The organism is Clostridium tertium, from assembly GCF_902652255.1.
Lineage (GTDB): Bacteria > Bacillota > Clostridia > Clostridiales > Clostridiaceae > Clostridium > Clostridium tertium_A.
Genome location: NZ_CACRTO010000013.1, coordinates 1 through 21,025, shown reverse-complemented (window position 1 = coordinate 21,025; position 21,025 = coordinate 1). Strand labels below are relative to the sequence as shown.

Sequence of the window (21,025 nt, the reverse complement as noted above, 5' to 3'; positions counted from 1 at the left end):
TCTATCCAAATATTTCAAAGAATGCATCTAAGAACATATCTTCATTTAATAATTCATTATAAAGTTCTAAGGATACATCATCTTTTATTTCTTTCATAATCCCAAGTCTTAAATCTTTAGGATAACATGTCAATAAGTCAGAGAATAATCTCCTATTTGACTCGTTATTATTTTCACTTAAATATCTTAAAGAATTCTTAGCTAAAATATATAATCTTGAATGACTTTCTTTTCTTAATTCCTCTTTTATATCCATTGGTAAAATTGTATAAGGATACAATTCTTCAGGTTTAATTAAAGGATTTTTTATATTCTTAATATAGTTTAAAAAGTCAGTAGCTATACTAACACCAATATTACCTTTAACTACATTGTAGAAAGTATCTAAAGAATAATTATTTGTATTTTTTATATATACCTCATAAGCTTTAGCTACTCTTTCCCAGCTTCTTGGTGTTGCTTTAATAGACTCATTAGAGTTTGGAGTATTTAGATATTCTGGGAATGTTGATAAAAATTCTATTATATGTTCATGGACCTTTACTTCCTCACTCATTGCCCATTTAATCCATTCTTTAATATCTGAAGTTAATTCTAACCATACAAATCTATCCTCTTGAGCCTTATCCATATCAACTACTTGATAGTCACTATCCTCAAAACCATCATATTTGTTTGATGGATTCATAGCAGCTACTATTCTAACATTATCCTGTAATTTAAAGCCATTTATTTCTCTATTTAAAATTAAATTCATAAGTTCTTGCTGAACTGCATGTTCACATCTATTTAACTCATCTATAAATAACAATACTCCATTATACTTTTCATCTTCTATTGCCTTTTCTATTTCTATAAGTTTATAATGAGTTGCATATTTAGTTCTCCCATTTTCAACTATAGGGAGTCCTCCAATTTCACCTTCCTTAAGAAGATTTGCATCTATATTAACTAGGTAATAATTATCTTCATTACATATCTTCTTTACTAAAGAAGTCTTACCTATACCAGCTTCCCCTATTATTAAAGGTACACTTCCTGATTCTAATACTAATTCTACTGTATTTATTGCTTCTGAAAATTTCATTTTCTCACCTCTCTCATGCCTTATCTTGAAAGTTTATAATCAACTAATATAACTTTAGCTTTCTTACTTCCATACTCTCTTATAAAATTAACCTTATCCATATCTAGTATCTCAAGTTCTAAAAAGTCTTTAATGTATTTTTCATCTACTAACTCTTCTTTAACTTTTTCAATAACAATATTTACTACAAAGTCAACATCTATAGAGTCATAAACATATTTTACAACTTTTATGTTGTCACCAATTAATATCCTTAGTTCATCTAAATCAAAGTTTATATAGTTAATAGCTTCCTCATTTCCAATAACAGCAGCTCGTCTAGCTTCTAAACTTGGATTATTAATAAACTTTATTGCTGCCCAATACTTATTTATAGCAGCTAATTGAACTTCTTCACTAGGATTCTTTATATATTTAATTGAATCATAGTCTTTACTTACAGCCTTACGCATTATATCTTCACTTGGATTTTCTATAAATTGTATTGCCCAGCCCTTAGCATTTACTGCTTCAAGCATTACTTTTTCTGTAGGATTCTTAATATATTTTAATGAATTCCACAATAATCTAACTGCTAAAATAGAATTTTCTTCATCTAAATCCTCAATATACTCTACAGCTAATGGATTATTTCTAATAGCTATTTCCTTAGCTTCCTTTGAAGGATTATTCACATATCTTATTGCTAATCCATTTTTCTTAACAGCAGCTAAAATAATATCTTCACTTGGATTTTCTATATACCTTATATATAAAGGATTATCATTTATTTTTTTTAAATCGTTACTTTCCATTTTTCTTCCCTTCTTACTAAAAATAAAATCTATATGTATCTGTATTTTAATATATAAAAATAATATAATTATATTTCACATTTAATAAATACTCATTTTTTATCAACTATATTATACTATAAACAAATGATAATTACTATTACTCTTATTTAATAATTATTCTTATTTATACCATAATTAAACAATTACATCTTTAGTTTTAATAAGAAAGGTCAGTGCTACGCACGATTAAAAAATTTATAATTTATAATCTATAATGTAGAATTAATGAAAAAACTCATATATGAGTTTTAAAACAAAAAAGAAACCCAGCTAATCTGAGTTTCCACCTTAATTATACATTATTCATTATTTATGCTCGTGGTCTCTAATATGGTTAATACAATAACATTGCTTTCCTGAGCATTTAGAACAATATCTAAACTCCATCTTAGGGTCATCCGCTTCTGTTATACCACATACTACGCATCTATGAAGAACTTCTAATGGTCTTACTTGAGACTTAAATTTTTGTTGTCTCTTGAAATTAGTTGCATTACTTCTAGTGCCTGTAACTAATTGTTTTCCAAAGAATATAAAGAAATTTAACACTGGAACTAAAGTTATAAGCATTCCACCAATACTAAATATACTTAAGAACCCTATAAATCTCAAACCAATAAATACCCAATCAAGTATAGCTAAATATTTTACTTTAACAGGTATTATATAGAATAATAACACTTGAAAATTAGGATAAATCATAGCAAATGCTAAGAATAGAGACATATTAATATATGATCCTGTAGCACTTACACCAGTTATCATTGATACTATAATTGTAGTTATCATACCTACAAAGTAATAAAAATTAAATTTAAACTCTCCCCATTCATTTTCAAGTCCTGTACCTGCTAGATAATTAAAATATAATCCAAATATAAAGGATATAATATTAAGACTAGATGGCACAAATATAAAGGTTACTAACCTCCATACTTCTCCTTCCATTACCTTAGAAGGATCCAAAATAATATTATTAATTAAATTAGAATCTGGAGCCATCATACTAAAAGCATACACTAAAATTGTTCCAGCTATAATTATTAGCATTAAATTCTTTATATAAAATCTACCGATCTTTCTTTCCAGCTTATTCAACCAATTCATATACTAGATTTCTCCTTTATTTTTTTATAATTTATTCACCAACATATATAGAAAATCATCTATAGTATATTCAGTATTTTTCATAGATAAAGTAATCATATTACTTATTAAAAAAGAAGTTAATTTTCTTGTTTCCATATTTATAGTAATATCTTTATTATCTTTATGTACTTCTATTATTTCATCTACTATAACATATAATTCTTCCATGACATCATACTTTGTGCATTTATCTGAGTTTGTCTTCTCTGCTTTAACTACCATTTCTTCCTTAGTAATATGAAAAAATACTTCTTTATGATACTTTAAGAACTTTTCTAAGCTTTTATATATAAACTTTATTTTTTCTTCTAACTTAATATCCTTATCTTTTATACTTCTTAATTCTTCTATTATTTCAATCCACGTTGTATTAAAAATCTCAATAACTAGAGACATCTTATTATCAAAATAATTATATACCGTTCCGAGTCCTATTTCACATCTATTAGCGAGCTCTCTCATACTAAAATTATTGTATCCCTTTTCTTCTAGCAAGATATAGCCTTCTTTTAGTATAGTTTCTCTTGCGTTTTGTAATATCTTAGGCATATAAGTTCCCCCCTTTACTATAGTTTATATCAATATTTCTATATTATCAACTAATGAAATAACACTTATTCATTTCCAAATATTTACTTTTATCTTTTTTCTTATTATACTTATATTATGTAAAGATATAATACTAGTAAGGAGTGTAATATGAATATACCTAGCTTTGACTTAGCAAACAAAAGAAAACTCCTTTATAAACGAAAAAGAAGAAGAAAGATAATATTTCGTTTAACATTATTATTCACTTTAATATTTTGCTTATCTGTTTATTTTATTTTAAATAGCAAAGGCCTTATTAACAAAAAAGTTACATTTGCTCCATCAAAAGAAAAAGACTTTATAGTATGTATAGATGCTGGCCATGGTGATTTTGATATTGGTTCAAAAGGTCTTTCTGGTTCTTTAGAAAAGGATATTGTATTAAATATTACTTTGAAACTTGGAGAATTACTAGAAAAGGAAAATATTAAAGTTGTTTATACTAGAACTAATGACTCACTTTCTTGGGTAGATGATGCAAATGATAGCCTGAAGGAAAGAATAAGAATTTCAGAAGCTTTTAATTCTGATCTATTTATTTCAATACATTGCAATAGTAACTATGATAATACTAGTGCTAAAGGTATAGAAACATGGTATAAAGCTTCAGATGAGAAAAGTAAAGCTTTTGCTGAGAATATTCAGTTATCACTAGAAAATTTAAACTATACAGACAATAGAGGTGTTAAAACCTATGTAAAAAAAGAAGATGCTCTAGCCGTAGTAGAATTAAATTCAGCTACATCAGCCTTAGTAGAATTAGGTTTTTTAAGTAACTCTTTAGATGAGAGATATTTAACATTAGATAGTAACCAAGATAAAATTGCAAAAGCACTAAAAGAAGGAATCGTGGAACAATTGACAATTAATAATTGATAATTAACAATTAAGGATGTAATTTGTTCCAAATTACCCAAATAGATTTTTATGGTGCTGTCGCACAATGAAAAATTAAAAATGAATAATTCTTAATTTGGGCAGTTTGTGCGACAGCCCCCATAAAATATAATTTATTTATAAAATTTAAATAAGTTATTATACTAAGGTTAAACTATTAACCTCATCTATAACCTGTGGAGACTTATGTAAACTTACAAGAATAACTATATAATCGCCACTTTCTAGCTTTACATATCCTCTTGGAATTATTTCTTTTTCTCCTCTTTTAATAGAAACTAATAGAGAATCTTTTGGCCACTCCACTTCATTTATATATTTTCCCTCTGCCAAACTTCCCATTTCAACTACAAATTCTAATATAGTTTTCTTATCCTTATCATCGTTATTAGAAACACCAACTTTCTTAAGCAATCTTTCCAATAAAGTTTCATATATCGCCTCGTTTCTTAATAATTCTGAAGTAATATAAGAAATGATTACTACAATTGATAAAGATAATAAATGACTAAAGGATCCTGTCATCTCCATTATAAGAACTATACCTGTTATAGGAGCCTTAACTACAGCCGAAAAGTATGCAGCCATACCTAAAGCAATAAAATTATTTATATAAATAGCATTTACGCCAAAATAATCTACTGAAATCACACCTGCTATATTCCCTAAAATAGCCCCCAATAAAAGCATAGGTAAAAAGATTCCTCCTGGTACACCAGAGCCAAAACATATTAATAGAAGTAAAAATTTTATAATATATATTATTACTAAAGCTATTAATGTTATTTTGCTAGATGTCAAATCCATTATTAGTTCATGTCCTCCGCCTAATAAACTAGGATATAAAAGTCCAACTACTGCTGTTATAACAAATGGAATCATAACTTTTACTTCTTGACTTAAATTTTTGAACCTTGCATAGATATTTTGAAATAAAACTATTCCTTTAGAAAATAAAACTCCCATTATACCAACAAAAATTCCTAATAATATTAATATCCAGTAATACTTTAGTGGTATTATTGATAATTCAGAAAAGTTCAGTGATGGTTCCATTCCTAAAAAGTTTTTAGAAACAAAATCTGCAGTAATGGCAGAAGCCATTGCTGGTAATAATACTAAAGGTGAAAAATTTCTATGTATTTCTTCTAAAGCAAATATTATTCCTGATAATGGAGAATTAAAAGCTGCAGATAGCCCAGCAGAAGCCCCTGCAGTTATTAAGAATTCTTTTTTTACAGGAAATCTTTTATATGTCTTTTCTGCGACTCCTTCTCCAACAGAGGCACCTATTTGTACAGATGGACCTTCTCTTCCTAAAGTTAGACCTGCTGATAATGCTATAACTCCACCAAAGAATTTTAAGACTAGAATTCTAAGCCAATTTAATTTCAGCTTATTTAATACTCTTCCCTTAACTTGTGGAATACCACTACCTGAAATCATAGGCTCAACTTTACTCATATAACCTACAATTAATCCAATCAAAGTTAAAATTATCAAAACAAGAACTACATTTAAAATACCTTTATTTCCCCAAAGATAAAACCCTTTGAATACATTTGATAATTTACTTATTAATATTCTATTTAAAACTATTACTATCCCTACTAATAATCCAATTATTATCCCTTGTATTACTAGTCTAAATTTCATATATTTTCTTTCTTTTAAAATCTTCTCTATATTTTCTTCATCCACTATTATCACCTAGTTTTCAAATATATTTTTTACCTCATCTAAAATCTTAAAATTAGTAAAGTCATAATGTAAAGGTGTTAAAGTTACGTAACCTTGTGATAAGAAATATAAATCAGAATCGTCTTCTGATATTGCATTTCTAGTTCCCTTTATTTCATATATCATATCTTCATTTTCTTCTACTAAAATATAATTAGTTTTATAAGTAGATTTACCAAGCTTACAAACCTTAATTCCTTTTATTTCTTTTTCATCAACATTTGGTACATTAACATTTAATACAACATCTTTTCTTAAATAACTTTTTTCAGCTATATCTACTACTTTACTTATCCATTTAGCTGCCTTGCTATAATCTTCATCTTCCCTTTCCCAATCTACCTCCATAGAAATAGCAATTGAAGGAACATTATATATAGCTCCTTCTACCGCAGCAGAAACAGTTCCTGAATAAAGTATATCAGTTCCACAATTTAGTCCTCTATTTATTCCTGAAATAACTAAATCAACCTCTTTACAAAGTAATGATAAACCAGCCTGAGTACAATCAGCCGGCGTTCCAACTAAACTATATGCCTTAAATCCATCATCTATCTTTTCTTCTCTTATCCTTATAGGATTATGAATTGATATAGAATGGCTTGAAGCACTCTTTTGCTCTCTAGGTGCCACAACTGTAATTTCATGTTTTTTAGCTATCTCTTTTGCTAAAGCATATATTCCTCTTGCATTTATTCCATCATCATTAGTAATTAATATTTTCATGTTAGACCTCCTAAAATAAGTATTATTACATATTATATACTATCATAAATTTAATTATTATAAAAAAGATTGTGCATATAACACAATCTCTATTCCTTAAAAGCTTCTGAAATTAATCTATAAGACTTTAACTTTTCCTCTAAACTTGTATTTAAATTAATTATCATAAATTCATCAGTATTATAAAGCTTACTCATATTTATAAGCTGTTCTCTTATTTTATCTGGTGTTCCAACTATCATTCTTTTTCTATTCCTATTAACAACTTTCATCTCTGCCTCAGAATATTTATAATTCAATGCTTTTTCTAGTGAAGGTACACCTAAAGATTTTCCCATTTCAACTAGTAATAATGTCAAATCCATTATCGCTATTTGATTATTAACTTCTTCTTCTGTTTCTCCACAAATTACAAAACTACAAATTATAGTATTAGGTGCCGAAGAAATAACTGATTTCTTAAAATTGTCTCTATACCAATTTACAGAACTTACTCCCATCCCTCCAGTTATAAACTGTGCATAAGCATAAGATGCCCCTATACCTGATGCTAGTCCTGCACTTCCACCACTAGATCCTAGTATATGAATTTCTGGATAAGTATTTATTATTGGTGTCGCCTTTAAGCCACTGAATTCATGATTTTCTGGAACTATATCATAAATATATCTAACTAAATCTAATACCTTCTCCTCATAATTGTCATTAAAAATACTTCTTCCTTGCATTAATGCCTTTGTTGCAAGTGGCATACCACCAGGGGCTCTACCTAACCCTAAATCTATTCTATTAGGATATAGTGCTTCAAGAACCTTAAAGTTTTCAGCAACTTTATAAGGACTGTAGTTAGGAAGCATTACTCCACCTGATCCTACCCTAATCTTATTAGTCCTAGCTGCAATACTTGAAATTAGAACTTCTGGACTTGATCCTGCTAAGCTTTTTGTATCATGGTGCTCAGACACCCAGAACCTATAATATCCTAACTTTTCTAATTCTACCGCAAGGGTTATAGTATTATTCAATGCTTCTGTTGATGTAGATCCCTCTCTTATAGGAGATTGATCTAATGCACTTAACTTAATATTCATTTTCCTACCTCTCTTAAATATTCATTTTATACTCTTATTATACACTATAACTATTTGAGAAATATTTTCAAGTATAGATTTTAATAAAAAAACACCGTATATTCATTTTGAATAATACGGTGTTTAAATCTAAATTACATTATTTATATTTTTCTTAGCCCCGAAATAAGTTGATATAAAGTATCCTCCATATATAACAACTAAAACTGCCAGTGCTATTAATACATTTTTCATAATGCTAATACTTCCAAACATAGTTATTACTCTTTTAGAAAATTCTAATCCTGCAATTGAATGTATTAAGGCTAAAGACAGCGGCATTAAAAAGTAAATTGCTATTTGTATTAGTAATGATTTATTTATAAGTTTTTCATCTACACCTATCTTCTTTAATAAGTTATATCTTGCAATATTATTGGTTGATTCTGATAACTGTTGCAGAGCTAAAACAGCAGCCGATGTTATTAAGAAGATACCTCCCATATATATTCCTAAATATGCTATAGTAGCTCCCATGCTTGATGAACTTGCTAATAATGATTCTTTATCATTAGACACAAAGTAAGTATCTCCACTTCTTTTATTTACTTCTTCAAGTTTAGCAATAATTATCTTACTATCATCATTTTTATAATTCATATTTACATATGATTTATAGGGAATTAAATCACTTACAATATTATCATTTACTATAATAGTACAAATATTATTTTTCATAATATCATTATATGCTACTAATTCAATAACCTTATTATCTGATGGCTTTAGTATATTTCCATTTATATTAATTTCTTTATCTTCTTTTATAGCAGTGTTTAAGGCCTTATTAGCTTCCTTTATATCAGAAAATATTGCATACTCTCCAGGATTTAAAGATATTTCCTTTTTATTATCCATCTTCATAAGTTCATTAAACTTTGATAAAGAAATTATTTGTACTTCACTATTAGTTGCAATTGGATATAAATCCTTTAATTCTTTTCTATCCTCTTCTTTTATAATATCATTATATTTTAAATCACTTTTATAATTAATGTAACTAACATAATCATCAGAATAATCACCTAAGACTAATCCTTTTTCCTTAAAGTATTCTTCAATATCTACTCCATCATAATTTATTATAGTTAAATCATGTTGAGTTAAATCTTTCAAATCAGAATTTAATGCACTACTGATTCCAAGACCTCCTGCAAGCATACATATACCTGTAAATAATAATAAACATATAAAGGACATTGATATAAATACAGTATTTATTTTGCTATTTATTTGTCTTAGCACAAACATATTTAAGTTTTTTAAATAAAATCTTTTATTAGATTGCACTAGCTTTAATAAAAATCCTGATAAAGAGAAGAAGAATAAAAATGTTCCACCAGCACCAAGTAAGATACTTGTTCCATTTATACCTATTGTTGAAGCTCCATTATCAAGAACTGTATAATAAGCTAGGCCTATCATAACTAAGCTTATTATAAATGTAAAAACAGAAACCCAAACATTTCTTACTTTTATATTTTCATTTTTCTTTGAAGAATTTAATAAATCTATTAACTGTACCTTTCCAATTGATACTGAGTTAAACATTAATACTAATATATAAATAATTCCAAAGGAAATTATAGTTTTAATCATAGCTGAGTGCGAATAAACAAATTTAAAATGACTTATTTTAACTTGAAACATCTTTGCAGTTAATAACGATAAACCTTGAGATATAATAATCCCAAGTCCTAAGCCTATAACAAGGGATATTATACCAACTAATAATGTTTCAATAAAAAGTATTTTAGATAATTTCCCCTTATCCATTCCTAGAGTCATATATACTCCAAACTCTTTTTTTCTTCTTTTTATTAAGTAATTTTTTGCATATATAATTAAAAATGCTAAAACAAATGATATAAATATTGACGCATATCCCATTACTTGATCAACCATCTCAAAAGCTTCTTTTTGAACTTCACTAAAATCTAACATTATTCCTTGAGATTGTATTGAGTTAAAAGCATAAAATATACAAACACCAAATACTAATGTTAAAAAATAAATTGCATAATCTTTAAAACTTCTTTTTAAGTTTCTAAAAGCTAACTTAGAATACATTATTTTGGTCACCTCCAAGAAGAGTAATAACTTCAATTATCTTATCAAAGAATTCCTTTCTTGAATCATTACCTCTAATTAATTCATTAAATATCCTACCATCTTTAATAAATAATATTCTTTTAGCATAACTTGCTGAATATGCATCATGAGTAACCATCATAATAGTTGCATTAAGATTTTTATTTAAATCTTCCATACTTTCAAGTAACATCTTTGCAGATTTAGAATCTAAGGCACCTGTTGGTTCATCTGCTAAAATTAATGAAGGCTTAGTAATTATTGCTCTTGCTGATGCAACTCTCTGCTTTTGTCCACCGGACATTTCATAAGGATATTTATTTAAAACTTCTTCAATATTTAATTTCTTTGCAACTTCTTTTACTCTATTATCTATTTCTTTATGATTCACTTTCATTATAGTTAAAGCTAAAGCTATATTTTCATAAGCTGTTAAGGTATCTAGCAAATTAAAATCTTGGAATATAAATCCTAATTCTTCTCTTCTAAATTTAGAAATCTTCTTAGAATTTAATTTTGTAATATCATTTCCAGAAATAAAAATATGTCCACTACTTACTTTATCAATAGTTGAAATACAATTTAAAAGCGTAGTTTTCCCACTACCAGAAGCACCCATTACCCCAACAAATTCTCCTTCTTCTACTGTAAAGCTTATATTATCTATAGCCTTTGTTATATTTCCTCTTTTTCCATAATACTTCTCTATATTGCTAACTTTTAAAATTTCTTTACTCATGCTTAATCCTCCTATTTCTTACTATAGGCTTATTTTATTGCTTTTTCAAAATTTAATCCATTGATATATATAACATTAAACTTACACTTTTGTAAGTTTAGAAATAGATATTATATTCAATTTAATCAATAAAAAAGGCTGTCACAAAGACAGCCAAATCAAAATGAAGAATTATTAATATAATTCTCTAGAATTACATTAAATCATTTTTCTTATTTAAAACTCCCCTAGGAGTTTTTTCATCAATTCTTCATTCTTCATTATTCATTTTTAATTATTTAACTAGCCTTGTAGACCATTTTCTTGACGTTCCATATTTTCGATAACTACGTCATAGATATCTCCTAGTGATGCACAATACTCAAGAACCTTCCAAGGTGTATTAGTATGGAAATGCACCTTTACTAAATCTTCATCCCCTACTGCTAGCAAGCAATCTCCTTCTATGTTCTTAGTTATATATTCATTAATTCCATCTTCTGATAAATTAGTTCCCTCAATTAATAATTGAGTATCATATTTAAATTCAAGCATATTTCTCCTCCTTTAATTTATTTAATTTTTTTAACTAAATAAATAATATCTGATTGATTTTATATCTCAATTATAACATATGCTGTAAATATTATACTAATTATTTTCTTTTTTCATTATAAAATTCTTTAACTTAATACTATTACGTTCTACTTCCTGTTCTTTGACAACTCTGTACCCTCTTCCTTCAAAGAAAGGTTTTGACGTAATTGAAGCATGAACAAGGAAATTTTTAGTTTTACATTTTACTTCTAATTCATTGCAAATGTAAGTTCCAACTCCTCTTCCCTGATAATCCTTATGTACATAAAGCCTATCTAAATATCCAGTATCATCTATATCTCCAAATCCAATGATTACTTCATTTTCTATTGCTACTAATGAAAAATGTTCCTCTAAGGATTTATTCCATTTTTCATAATCTAATTTTCCAGTTGCCCATACATTAACTTGTTCTTCAGTGTAATCTTTTATATTAATTGAATGAACTGTATTGTAAAATAGATCTGCAATTTCTTTGAAATCTTCTGATTTATATCTTCTTATCTTCATAATATTTATCCTTAACCCTAATTATTTTATTGCATCTCTATAAAGTATTTATTTATAGGAAAAATAATTGCTACCTTCGTACCTTTATTAACTTTTGATTCCAAATTAACTCCAAGCCCAAGTTTTGAAGTTAACTTTTTACATAGATATAATCCCATCCCTGTAGACTTACTATATCTACGACCATTTTCTCCAGTATATCCTTTTTCAAAAACCTTTATAACATCTTTTTCAGTTATTCCTATTCCTGTGTCCTCAATATATAAAACTATATTTTCACCTATATCTCTAGTATAGAACTTTATTTTGTTTTCACTCTTACTATTATCAATATACTTTATAGAATTTGATAAAACTTGATTTAGAATAAATTCTATCCATTTGCTATCTGTATATATTGTTTTCTCTAAATCTTTAGTTTCTATTTTTATTCTTTCTTGAATTAAAATCTTGGAATTCTTCCTTATAACCTTATTAACAACACTCTTCAGATTAAGTTCTTTGATAATATAATCCTTCTCAAGAGTATTACTTCTTGCATAAAATAAAGCTTGCTCAATATAATTTTCAACCTTTATAACTTCCTCATTAATACTATCAGTTAAATCTGATTTATTATTTTCTATAAGTAATTTACAACTAGATATAGGTGTCTTTATCTCATGTACCCAAAGCTCTATATATTCTCTATATTCTCTATTATTTATTTTAAGCTCTGATATATCATCTTTCATTGATTTAGTAACCTCATTAATAATGTGGTATATAAGCTTACTTTCTAAAAAGCTACCTTCTTCAATAACATCTGAAATTAAGTATTTTTTATCTAAAGCTTCAAGGTTGCATATTACCTCATCATAATATTTTTTCTTATTAAAAAAATCATATAGATGATAAATTAAAAGGCTACTTAAATTTAATAATGCAATAAAAATAATTGCATACAAATCTACTTTCAAATAAATAAGAAGTAGACTTGAAAACATTAAAACAGCTAGACTTAAAATTAAAAACAATATTCTTTCTTTTAAAAAATCTACTATATTCATATTAAAATATATCCTTGACCTCTCTTAGTTTTTAAAAAATCTCCTGCTCCTATTCCTTCTAGCTTTTTTCTTAGCCTATTTATATTTACTGTTAATGTATTATCATCTACAAATTCATCAGACTCCCATAATGCTTCAATAATTTCATTTCTTGATACTATCTTCCCATTATTTTTTAAGAGTACATATAAGATTCTGCTTTCATTTTTGCTTAGTTCAATCTTCTTATCTTTAAAGCTCGCTTCACTAGTAGATAAGTTATGCTCTAACTCCCTATACTCTAAAATATCTACTTCCTGATTGCTATAACTTCTTCTTAATATAGATGCAATTCTAGCTAAAAGTATTTGAGTATTATAAGGCTTAGTAATAAAATCATCTGCCCCTAAATTCATACTCATAAGTTCATCAACTTCACTATCCCTACTTGTAACTACTATAATTGGCACATTACTTTTCTTCCTTATTTCTCTACATACATAATAACCATCATAATAAGGTAAATTTATATCTAATAAAATCAAATGATACTTCTCTTTTAAAGCTTCTTCTACTATATTTTCAAAATCTACTGAGTAGTTAGTTATATATCCATATTTATTTAAAAATGTGCATAATTCATTTCTTATTTTCTTCTCATCTTCAATAATAAAAATCTTTTTTGTATCCATTTTTACACCCTCTTCTAATATTAATATATATGTTTTAATTAGTAATTTACATAACTCTATTATTATAAAATATAACTTAATTAAAAGTATAATATTTATTTATTAATTGGAAAAGATAATTATAGAATTCAGCTAAAGGAGGTAACTATATGAAGTCTAAAAACACACTTGATCCCACTGCACCAAATTATAAAGATAAGTCTAGAAATAAGGCAATAAAAAAAACACCTTCCGGTGAAAGTGAGCCTTCAACTCATACTGATTATAAATAACTATTAAGGGCTGGAATAAATCAGCCCTTAATACAATTACTAATTAATATTTAGTAGTAACTTATGTAATTTGTTTCAAATCACTAAATCATGCTAAGTCTTTTTACGGTTTTATTAGAAAGTTTAAATACTCTACTTATTCATTATTTAACAACCCAATTAATGTCTTTTAAATATAATTTCCTAATATAAATAAGATAAAAATATGTACTGGATAAAAAATATAAAATAACCACTTAAGGCCTCTTCCTTTTTCACCATTATAAATAAGCATAAAAGGCAGAGCTAAAATCATCATCCACTGATAATTAATTAAAAATAGATTTTCGTAGGTAAATGAAAAACCACTTATAAATACAAATGTTATTGCTGAAAATATTGGATAATACATCATAAGCTTCTTTTTGTCATCTTTAAATACATATAACATTATTCCTATAACAAACCAAAGTGGTCCACCTTCACAAAATAAAATATTAGGTAAAATAGCTGATGGTATTAAGGCTAAATTATAAATTTTATGGAACATTGCTACTATTACAACTGTAATTAAAATACTAATTCCTTGTAAAATCCAAAATTTATTTAGAAGCTTCTTACCTTCCATCTTTTCGCCATTCTTATATTTATCAATTATTGTGGCTACAATTCCTATTAATAAAAGTGTATTAAAAATATTATTTACTAGTAATTTATCACTTTTTGGAAAAGCCATAGCAAGTATAACATCCCCAACAGCCATTATAATATTAAAATAATATATCTTTAATAAATACTTTTTCCTATCATGTGTATAATATAATCCCCATACCATAGTAAACATGAAAATTGGAGCTGATATACGCCCAAGCCATGTAAGCCATATTGGCATCCCATCAATAAAAGCAAAAATATGATCTAAAAACATTAGAAAAAGTGCTATCAATTTTAAAGTTGTACTATTCATAGTTCCCCCTGCTCTTAAACTTATAGTAAAAATAATGACATATATCATATGTATTAAAATTATAACATGATTTTCCTTTAAATATATAATTTATAACAATACAAAACATGTAATCTTTTATTATACAATCTATTACTATATAATAATACTAACTACATTTTTATGGAGGAAATAATAATGTTTAAGAAAATTAATCTTAAAGGGGGAACCAACATGTGGATAGTCTATGCTTTACTATCAGCTCTGTTCGCTGCACTTACTTCAATTTTAGCTAAGATAGGTATCGAAAACATAAACTCTAATTTAGCAACTGCTATTAGAACAGTTGTTGTATTAGTTATGGCTTGGGGAATTGTATTAATTAATGGTAGTATAAATCAAATTAGCAATATTACTCAAAAAAGTTGGATATTTTTAATATTATCCGGAATTGCAACTGGTCTATCTTGGCTATTTTATTATAAAGCATTACAAATAGGAGAAGCTTCTAAAGTAGTTCCTATAGATAAATTTAGTGTTGTAATCACTATGGTTCTTGCCTTTGTAATTTTAAAAGAGGCAGTTACATTTAAAACAGTAATAGGTGGAATATTCATTACTATTGGCACATTTATATTGATTCTTTAAATTTGCTATTATTATTTTGAACTAATAAACTCAGCTTTCAATTTTATTCTCACTATTTTAAGTGAGGCTATTAAAAGCTGAGTTTTCATCTTCATTATTACTTATTAAGTATAACAATTCCTATTATCATACCATAATCATATTTCTTTATAGTTTTCTACTATATCTTTAATAATTTCTTTTATTTCACTTAATGACAAATCTAGTGTTTCAATTCCACCAATATCACATTCAGCAGTACTCCTGATATTATTTAATATTCTTGCATATAACTGTTTGTTATTATCAAACTTTTCATTATCCTCTACTATATATTTATAAAGTATTCTTGCTTCTCTTTCTATATATTCTCTATCATTCATAATAATTCTCTCCCTATTTAAATATCTATAACCCTATAATCTATGGTATCTATATACCAATAAATATGAATTCACCTCTTTATTAAAATAAGCTCACCTTAAAATAGTCAGAACTTTAACCTTAATAATTCTATTGAAGATTAAACTCAATTATAAAAGTAGTATCTTTTCCAATATCACTTTCAGCATATATTCTACCATTATTACTTTTAGCTATTGATTTTGCTATAGATAATCCTAATCCATATCCGCCAGTTTCTCTAGCTCTTGAAGTATCTACCCTATAGAACCTTTCAAATATCTTATCTAAATCCTCTTTCTTAATACCATCTCCAGTATTTTTAACCTTAAGATAAACCTTATTTTTATCCTCATATAATAAAACATTTATTTTCCCATTATAATTTGTATACTTTAACGCATTATCTAGTAATATACTACAAAGCTTTTTAATTTCTTCTTTATTTGCCTTTAAGCTTATATTTTCTTGTATTTCTGTTTCTAATATAATATTATTTTCAAAAACAACTGCCTCAAAAGCTAGTAGTATACTATTTAAAGCCTTACTAAAATCAAAAGTTACTTTTTCTTCTACAATTATATTACTATCAAGCTTTGTTAAAGATAGCATATCATCTATTAACTTCGCCATCCTATCTACTTGATTGCTTATGTAATTTATCCATTTCATTTGACTACCTACAGTTTCTTCTTTATTAGAAGTTATTACTGAAGTGTTAGTTCTTATTATTGCAAGAGGAGTCTTAAGCTCATGAGATGCATCAGCTATAAACTGCTTTTGCTTTTCAAAGCTTTCCTTAATTGGTTTAATAGTCTTGTTAGTTAGATAAACACTTATATAGAAAAGTAATAGCAAACTTATGCTTCCTACAGTTAAAAAAACCTTTAGAAGGTTATTAATCATATCTATTTGGAGTTCTCTACTTATTAATGCAATCTTTAAACCTTTTGGAGTGTACTCTTTTAAATAGCCATAGCTACTTCCTGAAATATCAATCTTATCAGTTATATTTTCACTTTTAACTATAGAATATATAACACCTTCTAACTCATCATTATTAATTTCTATATTTGTAGTTACATTTGCTACATTATTCTCAGAATCTAAATCTATTATAATACTATTTCCATTTTTAAAGTCCGGTCCTGGCTTTCTAGGGTTTTGAATAGCACCTCTTAAATCCCTTTCTAAATCTCTATTCATATTAGCTACAGTAGTAACATATATAGTTCCAAAAATAAGTATAAAAACTAATGTTAAAAGAGTCATATTTATAAGAATGAATTTCTTTTTTAACTTTTCGAACATACTATTCCTCCATTCTATATCCAACACCTCTTATAGTCACTATATTAACTTTAGAGTTTAGATGTAGAAGTTTTTTTCTAATAAAAGAAATATAAACTTCAATATTATTGTACTCTACTTCTGAATCAAATCCCCAAAGCTTAGTAATAAGATCATCCTTACTAACTACACTTTTAGGTCTTTCCATAAAATATTTTATTATTTCAAATTCTTTAAGAGTAAGCCTAATATTTTCTTCATTTACCTCTAAATCATATGTATTTAAATCTAATTTCACATCGCCGTAAGAAAGATAATTATCATTTATGACATTACCTTTTCTCCTTGTTATAGATCTAAGCCTTGCAAGTAGCTCTTCTGCAGCAAAAGGCTTAGTTAAATAATCATCGGCCCCTAAATCTAGTCCTTGAACCCTATCTTCAATTTGACTTTTTGCTGTTAACATAATTACTGGAGTTGATATCCCCTTTTTTCTTAGCTCTTTTAATACAGTTAGACCATTTAATTTAGGTAACATAATATCTAGAACTATAACATCATAAATATCTGTTAATGCGTAATTTAATCCATCTTCTCCATCATAAACAGCGTCTACAACATATTTATTTTTATTCAATATTTCAACTAAGGCTTCAGATAATTCTTTTTCATCTTCAATTAGTAATAATCTCATATATTAACACACCTCTTTTCAAAAGAAAAACTTCTAATTATTTAACTTTAAATTATTTTATCACACTAACCTTAAATTAATATTAAATTTATACTATCACACTTTATTTGTTAATAATTGTATTAATATTATATCATTTTAAGGAGATTAATATGGTTATAACTTCTGGAGTTAAAGATTTAGAATATAAATACAAGAATATAATTAAACATTTTACATTAGTTGCAGAAGAGGTCACTATTGAACTTATTCTTGGCTTATTTATAAAGATTACTTGATAGTTCTACAATAATAGGCAATTAATTATGTATAAAAAAAGTCTGTATCAATATTAATATAAAATTTGATACAGACTTTTTCTATGATATTTATTTCCAAGGGCATATTTTTTTCTCTAATAAATCTATTATCCTAAATATTATTAATGACATTATACTTAAAGCTAATATTCCTGCAAACATCCCCTTATAATCTACCATTGACCAAGAGTTCATTATATAATAACCTAGTCCATATTTTGTAGCATAATTCTCACTAAAGAATAATGCAGAAATAGCTATTCCTATACTTACTCTTAAAGCTGAAAATATCTTTGGCAAAATACTAGGTATTATTACTTTTGTCATTGTATGAAATTTATTGAATTTCATAACCTTAGCAGATATTAAAACATCTTTATCTATTTCATTTACTGCATCTCTTGTTACTATTAAGATTTGGAATACTATAATAGTAACCATAAGTATTATCTTTGATTTATCACCTATACCAAACATAACCATAAAGATTGGTAAAAAAGCTATCTTTGGTATTGGATAAAGCAAGTAAACTATTGGTGATATTATTTTATCAAAAATAGTGCTTCTACCTAGTAATATCCCAAGAGGAATCCCTATAATTAATGAGATAATTATGGCTCCTAATATCCTATAAAGACTATATAAAATATGATACATAAAATCATTCTGCATTAGTCTTATTAATTCTAATAATGTAGCCTTAGGTGTTGGTACCATATTAGTTCCTATTGCTAAACTTAATAAATACCATAAGATAATTATTATAATAACTCCATATAAACTTTTAAAAAATTTTAAAACCTTATCCTTAATCATAAAGACTACCTCTTACTTTATTACATATTTCTATATATTCGTTTTTTGTCCTTATATCTTTATCACCAAAGTATTTATTAGGAATTATGTTATCTATCTTACCATATTTCATTACTATTATTTCTTCTGCTAAATAAACAGCTTCCTCTATATTATGAGTAACTAAAATCATAGTAATATTCTTCTTTATTTTAATCTCAAGTAATAACTCCTGAATCATTTCTTTATTAATTGAATCTAGAGCTGATGTAGCCTCATCTAATAAAAGTATTTCTGGATTGTTTATTATTGTTCTTGCTATAGCCACTCTTTGTTTTTGTCCACCACTCAGTTCCTTAGGATACTTATTTCTAATATCAGCTAGTCCCAATTCATCAATAATCATATCGACTACTTTATTTTTTTCTTCTTTAGATAAATTACTCTTATTTAATCCTAAATATATATTTTTATATACTGTAAACCAATTAAAAAGTCCTAAATTCTGTAGTATTAATGATGTTTCTCCATCTATTTCTAATTCCCCTTCATAATTAGAAATAAGCCCTGCCATAGTATATAGCAGGGTTGTCTTTCCACATCCAGACTTGCCTATAATAGCGTAAGATTTTCCTTTTTCAATATATAAGCTTAAATTATCTATTGCTATTTCTTCCTTATACTTTACAGATAAGTCTTTAATTTTTATTAAATTATTCAACAAATTTTCCTTCTAATAAATCAGCTGGTTTCACATTTAAATCTTTATTTAATGTTTTCTCAGTCCAATCTATTATACTTTGTAAGTACTCATCACTTGGAAGGGCAGCTTTCTTATATGTTGGCAATGTCATAATATCCTTAACTTCCGGATTAGTATTTGGTATTTTTTCTATTAATATTTCTTTAGCAATTTCAGGATTCTTATTAATTTCATCAACTGCTTTATTATATGCTTCATGGAAAGCTTTTATAGTATTTGGTTTTTTAGAAATAGAATCTCCTGTAAATACCATACATTGTGGAGAGAATTCATCATCCATTCCATAAATATTTTTAGTTAATCCTTGTAATTCTCCATTTGAAGCTACTGGTTCTGGGAATATACCCATATCTATTTCATTAGTTTTTAAAGCAGCCATTCTAGCAGGTATCTCAGTAACAAATACTTTTTCTATATTATAGTCTTCGCTTAACCACTTATCTATTAAATAATTAGTAACGCTTACTTCCATAACTCCTACTTTAACATCTTTCTTTTCAGTAGCGCCTTCATTAGATAAAATTGGGAACATTCCATCAGTCATAGTTGTAGCTTTTATATCAAAGCCACCGTTTACATTTGTTGCGACTGCAATAAAATCTGTCATTGCTCCATCTATTTCATTACTTTGAAGAGCACTTTGTCTATTTTGAGCATTAGTATAAATTTCAATTTCAACATTAATTCCAGCATCCTTAAAATATCCATTCTTTTCAGCAATTAGAATCGGAGCTGTATCAACTGCAGGCATTAAGCCAATTTTCAATGTTGGATCTTCTTTTACTTCTTCTGCTTTTTCTTTATTTCCACATCCAATTAAAAATATAGAAAATACTAATAATAAAACTAAAGATAATTTCTTGTTTAACTTTCTCATTTGTTAAACCTCCTACAAACTTTTTCATTCTTATTATATTTATTTAATCCATATTTTTCAACTAAAATATATATTATTATTAGAACTATTTAAAATAAAAGGGGCTGTCGCACAAACAGCCCAAATTAAGAATTAAAAATTAAAAATGAAGAACTCATAGGCCCCCTCAGAATGTTGGACTATTACACTCAGTGTAATTATAATTAAAATAACTTACTTGAGGGGGAAAGAAATGAGTACGAGATTCATAAGAAAGTTTACTGAAGAAGAAAGAGTTGCTATTGTTTGT

At 26.7% G+C, this 21,025-nt stretch carries 22 protein-coding genes; 2 read left to right on the top strand and 20 right to left on the bottom strand.

Features of this window, described 5'->3' with window-relative positions; all coding sequences use genetic code 11:
* Position 1: 1 nt before the first annotated feature.
* From GPX08_RS04985 to GPX08_RS04970, 4 genes are all read right to left on the bottom strand, one after another.
* Positions 2-1,087 carry an AAA domain-containing protein gene (locus GPX08_RS04985; protein ID WP_156625741.1) on the bottom strand — a complete coding sequence of 362 codons (1,086 nt, stop codon included), beginning with the start codon at positions 1,085-1,087 and terminating at the stop codon, positions 2-4.
* A 20-nt stretch (positions 1,088-1,107) separates the two neighbouring features.
* Entirely contained in the window at positions 1,108-1,881 is a 774-nt protein-coding gene (locus GPX08_RS04980; protein WP_156625740.1) for a hypothetical protein, read from the bottom strand.
* 348 nt (positions 1,882-2,229) lie between these two features.
* Entirely contained in the window at positions 2,230-3,030 is an 801-nt protein-coding gene (locus tag GPX08_RS04975) for a hypothetical protein (protein WP_156625739.1), read from the bottom strand.
* A 24-nt stretch (positions 3,031-3,054) separates the two neighbouring features.
* Positions 3,055-3,621 (bottom strand): TetR family transcriptional regulator, encoded by a 567-nt coding sequence (locus GPX08_RS04970; RefSeq protein WP_156625738.1) that lies wholly within the window; start codon positions 3,619-3,621, stop codon positions 3,055-3,057.
* A 150-nt stretch (positions 3,622-3,771) separates the two neighbouring features.
* Here GPX08_RS04970 and GPX08_RS04965 point away from each other — a divergent pair, with 150 nt between their 5' ends.
* Positions 3,772-4,539 carry an N-acetylmuramoyl-L-alanine amidase gene (locus GPX08_RS04965; protein ID WP_156625737.1) on the top strand — a complete coding sequence of 256 codons (768 nt, stop codon included), beginning with the start codon at positions 3,772-3,774 and terminating at the stop codon, positions 4,537-4,539.
* Between the two features lie 159 nt (positions 4,540-4,698).
* Here the strand turns inward: GPX08_RS04965 and GPX08_RS04960 are convergent, their stop codons facing one another.
* The 10 genes from GPX08_RS04960 to GPX08_RS04915 all read right to left on the bottom strand — a co-directional run bounded on the left by GPX08_RS04960 (position 4,699) and on the right by GPX08_RS04915 (position 15,058).
* On the bottom strand, positions 4,699-6,261 hold the full coding sequence (locus GPX08_RS04960; protein WP_156625736.1) for a ClC family H(+)/Cl(-) exchange transporter: 1,563 nt from the start codon (positions 6,259-6,261) through the stop codon (positions 4,699-4,701).
* A gap of 9 nt (positions 6,262-6,270) precedes the next feature.
* Positions 6,271-7,026, bottom strand: coding sequence for a 5'/3'-nucleotidase SurE (gene surE, locus GPX08_RS04955; RefSeq protein ID WP_156625735.1), 756 nt, complete (start codon positions 7,024-7,026; stop codon positions 6,271-6,273).
* Between the two features lie 89 nt (positions 7,027-7,115).
* On the bottom strand, positions 7,116-8,117 hold the full coding sequence (locus tag GPX08_RS04950; protein WP_156625734.1) for an MsnO8 family LLM class oxidoreductase: 1,002 nt from the start codon (positions 8,115-8,117) through the stop codon (positions 7,116-7,118).
* Positions 8,118-8,246: 129 nt separating this feature from the next.
* Entirely contained in the window at positions 8,247-10,226 is a 1,980-nt protein-coding gene (locus tag GPX08_RS04945; protein ID WP_156625733.1) for an FtsX-like permease family protein, read from the bottom strand.
* Positions 10,216-10,986 (bottom strand): ATP-binding cassette domain-containing protein, encoded by a 771-nt coding sequence (locus GPX08_RS04940; RefSeq protein ID WP_156625732.1) that lies wholly within the window; start codon positions 10,984-10,986, stop codon positions 10,216-10,218. The genes GPX08_RS04945 and GPX08_RS04940 overlap by 11 nt, the downstream gene beginning before the upstream one ends.
* Before the next feature lie 282 nt (positions 10,987-11,268).
* Positions 11,269-11,520: a kinase to dihydroxyacetone kinase gene (locus GPX08_RS04935; protein ID WP_136004118.1), complete on the bottom strand. Its 252-nt coding sequence runs from the start codon at positions 11,518-11,520 to the stop codon at positions 11,269-11,271.
* Positions 11,521-11,616: 96 nt separating this feature from the next.
* Complete coding sequence (locus GPX08_RS04930) at positions 11,617-12,072, bottom strand: GNAT family N-acetyltransferase (protein WP_156625731.1); 456 nt, start codon at positions 12,070-12,072, stop codon at positions 11,617-11,619.
* Between the two features lie 26 nt (positions 12,073-12,098).
* Positions 12,099-13,121 (bottom strand): sensor histidine kinase, encoded by a 1,023-nt coding sequence (locus GPX08_RS04925; RefSeq protein ID WP_156625730.1) that lies wholly within the window; start codon positions 13,119-13,121, stop codon positions 12,099-12,101.
* Positions 13,118-13,792: a response regulator gene (locus GPX08_RS04920; protein WP_156625729.1), complete on the bottom strand. Its 675-nt coding sequence runs from the start codon at positions 13,790-13,792 to the stop codon at positions 13,118-13,120. The genes GPX08_RS04925 and GPX08_RS04920 overlap by 4 nt, the downstream gene beginning before the upstream one ends.
* A 441-nt stretch (positions 13,793-14,233) precedes the next feature.
* Positions 14,234-15,058 carry a hypothetical protein gene (locus GPX08_RS04915; protein ID WP_156625728.1) on the bottom strand — a complete coding sequence of 275 codons (825 nt, stop codon included), beginning with the start codon at positions 15,056-15,058 and terminating at the stop codon, positions 14,234-14,236.
* Between the two features lie 165 nt (positions 15,059-15,223).
* On the opposite strand from GPX08_RS04915, the gene GPX08_RS04910 reads away from it, so the two are divergent.
* Positions 15,224-15,637, top strand: a complete 414-nt coding sequence (locus tag GPX08_RS04910; RefSeq protein ID WP_156625963.1) for an EamA family transporter — start codon at positions 15,224-15,226, stop codon at positions 15,635-15,637.
* Between the two features lie 137 nt (positions 15,638-15,774).
* Here the strand turns inward: GPX08_RS04910 and GPX08_RS04905 are convergent, their stop codons facing one another.
* From GPX08_RS04905 to GPX08_RS04880, 6 genes are all read right to left on the bottom strand, one after another.
* On the bottom strand, positions 15,775-15,999 hold the full coding sequence (locus tag GPX08_RS04905; RefSeq protein ID WP_156625727.1) for a hypothetical protein: 225 nt from the start codon (positions 15,997-15,999) through the stop codon (positions 15,775-15,777).
* 130 nt (positions 16,000-16,129) lie between these two features.
* Entirely contained in the window at positions 16,130-17,329 is a 1,200-nt protein-coding gene (locus GPX08_RS04900) for a GHKL domain-containing protein (protein WP_156625726.1), read from the bottom strand.
* Between the two features lies 1 nt (position 17,330).
* Positions 17,331-18,002: a response regulator gene (locus GPX08_RS04895; RefSeq protein WP_156625725.1), complete on the bottom strand. Its 672-nt coding sequence runs from the start codon at positions 18,000-18,002 to the stop codon at positions 17,331-17,333.
* Between the two features lie 368 nt (positions 18,003-18,370).
* Positions 18,371-19,117: an ABC transporter permease subunit gene (locus tag GPX08_RS04890; RefSeq protein ID WP_156625724.1), complete on the bottom strand. Its 747-nt coding sequence runs from the start codon at positions 19,115-19,117 to the stop codon at positions 18,371-18,373.
* Positions 19,110-19,817 carry an ATP-binding cassette domain-containing protein gene (locus GPX08_RS04885; protein ID WP_156625723.1) on the bottom strand — a complete coding sequence of 236 codons (708 nt, stop codon included), beginning with the start codon at positions 19,815-19,817 and terminating at the stop codon, positions 19,110-19,112. Before GPX08_RS04885 ends, GPX08_RS04890 begins: the two co-directional genes overlap by 8 nt.
* Positions 19,810-20,736 (bottom strand): transporter substrate-binding domain-containing protein, encoded by a 927-nt coding sequence (locus GPX08_RS04880; protein ID WP_156625722.1) that lies wholly within the window; start codon positions 20,734-20,736, stop codon positions 19,810-19,812. Before GPX08_RS04880 ends, GPX08_RS04885 begins: the two co-directional genes overlap by 8 nt.
* Positions 20,737-21,025 lie beyond the last annotated feature (289 nt).

What these genes read in the sequence shown, in the direction of transcription:
- GPX08_RS04985 (WP_156625741.1), bottom strand. Translation starts at nt 1,087, where the DNA reads ATGAAATTTTCAGAAGCAATAAATACAGTAGAATTAGTATTAGAATCA.
- GPX08_RS04980 (WP_156625740.1), bottom strand. Translation starts at nt 1,881, where the DNA reads ATGGAAAGTAACGATTTAAAAAAAATAAATGATAATCCTTTATATATA.
- GPX08_RS04975 (WP_156625739.1), bottom strand. Translation starts at nt 3,030, where the DNA reads ATGAATTGGTTGAATAAGCTGGAAAGAAAGATCGGTAGATTTTATATA.
- GPX08_RS04970 (WP_156625738.1), bottom strand. Translation starts at nt 3,621, where the DNA reads ATGCCTAAGATATTACAAAACGCAAGAGAAACTATACTAAAAGAAGGC.
- GPX08_RS04965 (WP_156625737.1), top strand. Translation starts at nt 3,772, where the DNA reads ATGAATATACCTAGCTTTGACTTAGCAAACAAAAGAAAACTCCTTTAT.
- surE (WP_156625735.1), bottom strand. Translation starts at nt 7,026, where the DNA reads ATGAAAATATTAATTACTAATGATGATGGAATAAATGCAAGAGGAATA.
- GPX08_RS04950 (WP_156625734.1), bottom strand. Translation starts at nt 8,117, where the DNA reads ATGAATATTAAGTTAAGTGCATTAGATCAATCTCCTATAAGAGAGGGA.
- GPX08_RS04945 (WP_156625733.1), bottom strand. Translation starts at nt 10,226, where the DNA reads ATGTATTCTAAGTTAGCTTTTAGAAACTTAAAAAGAAGTTTTAAAGAT.
- GPX08_RS04940 (WP_156625732.1), bottom strand. Translation starts at nt 10,986, where the DNA reads ATGAGTAAAGAAATTTTAAAAGTTAGCAATATAGAGAAGTATTATGGA.
- GPX08_RS04935 (WP_136004118.1), bottom strand. Translation starts at nt 11,520, where the DNA reads ATGCTTGAATTTAAATATGATACTCAATTATTAATTGAGGGAACTAAT.
- GPX08_RS04930 (WP_156625731.1), bottom strand. Translation starts at nt 12,072, where the DNA reads ATGAAGATAAGAAGATATAAATCAGAAGATTTCAAAGAAATTGCAGAT.
- GPX08_RS04925 (WP_156625730.1), bottom strand. Translation starts at nt 13,121, where the DNA reads ATGAATATAGTAGATTTTTTAAAAGAAAGAATATTGTTTTTAATTTTA.
- GPX08_RS04920 (WP_156625729.1), bottom strand. Translation starts at nt 13,792, where the DNA reads ATGGATACAAAAAAGATTTTTATTATTGAAGATGAGAAGAAAATAAGA.
- GPX08_RS04915 (WP_156625728.1), bottom strand. Translation starts at nt 15,058, where the DNA reads ATGATATATGTCATTATTTTTACTATAAGTTTAAGAGCAGGGGGAACT.
- GPX08_RS04910 (WP_156625963.1), top strand. Translation starts at nt 15,224, where the DNA reads ATGTGGATAGTCTATGCTTTACTATCAGCTCTGTTCGCTGCACTTACT.
- GPX08_RS04905 (WP_156625727.1), bottom strand. Translation starts at nt 15,999, where the DNA reads ATGAATGATAGAGAATATATAGAAAGAGAAGCAAGAATACTTTATAAA.
- GPX08_RS04900 (WP_156625726.1), bottom strand. Translation starts at nt 17,329, where the DNA reads ATGTTCGAAAAGTTAAAAAAGAAATTCATTCTTATAAATATGACTCTT.
- GPX08_RS04895 (WP_156625725.1), bottom strand. Translation starts at nt 18,002, where the DNA reads ATGAGATTATTACTAATTGAAGATGAAAAAGAATTATCTGAAGCCTTA.
- GPX08_RS04890 (WP_156625724.1), bottom strand. Translation starts at nt 19,117, where the DNA reads ATGATTAAGGATAAGGTTTTAAAATTTTTTAAAAGTTTATATGGAGTT.
- GPX08_RS04880 (WP_156625722.1), bottom strand. Translation starts at nt 20,736, where the DNA reads ATGAGAAAGTTAAACAAGAAATTATCTTTAGTTTTATTATTAGTATTT.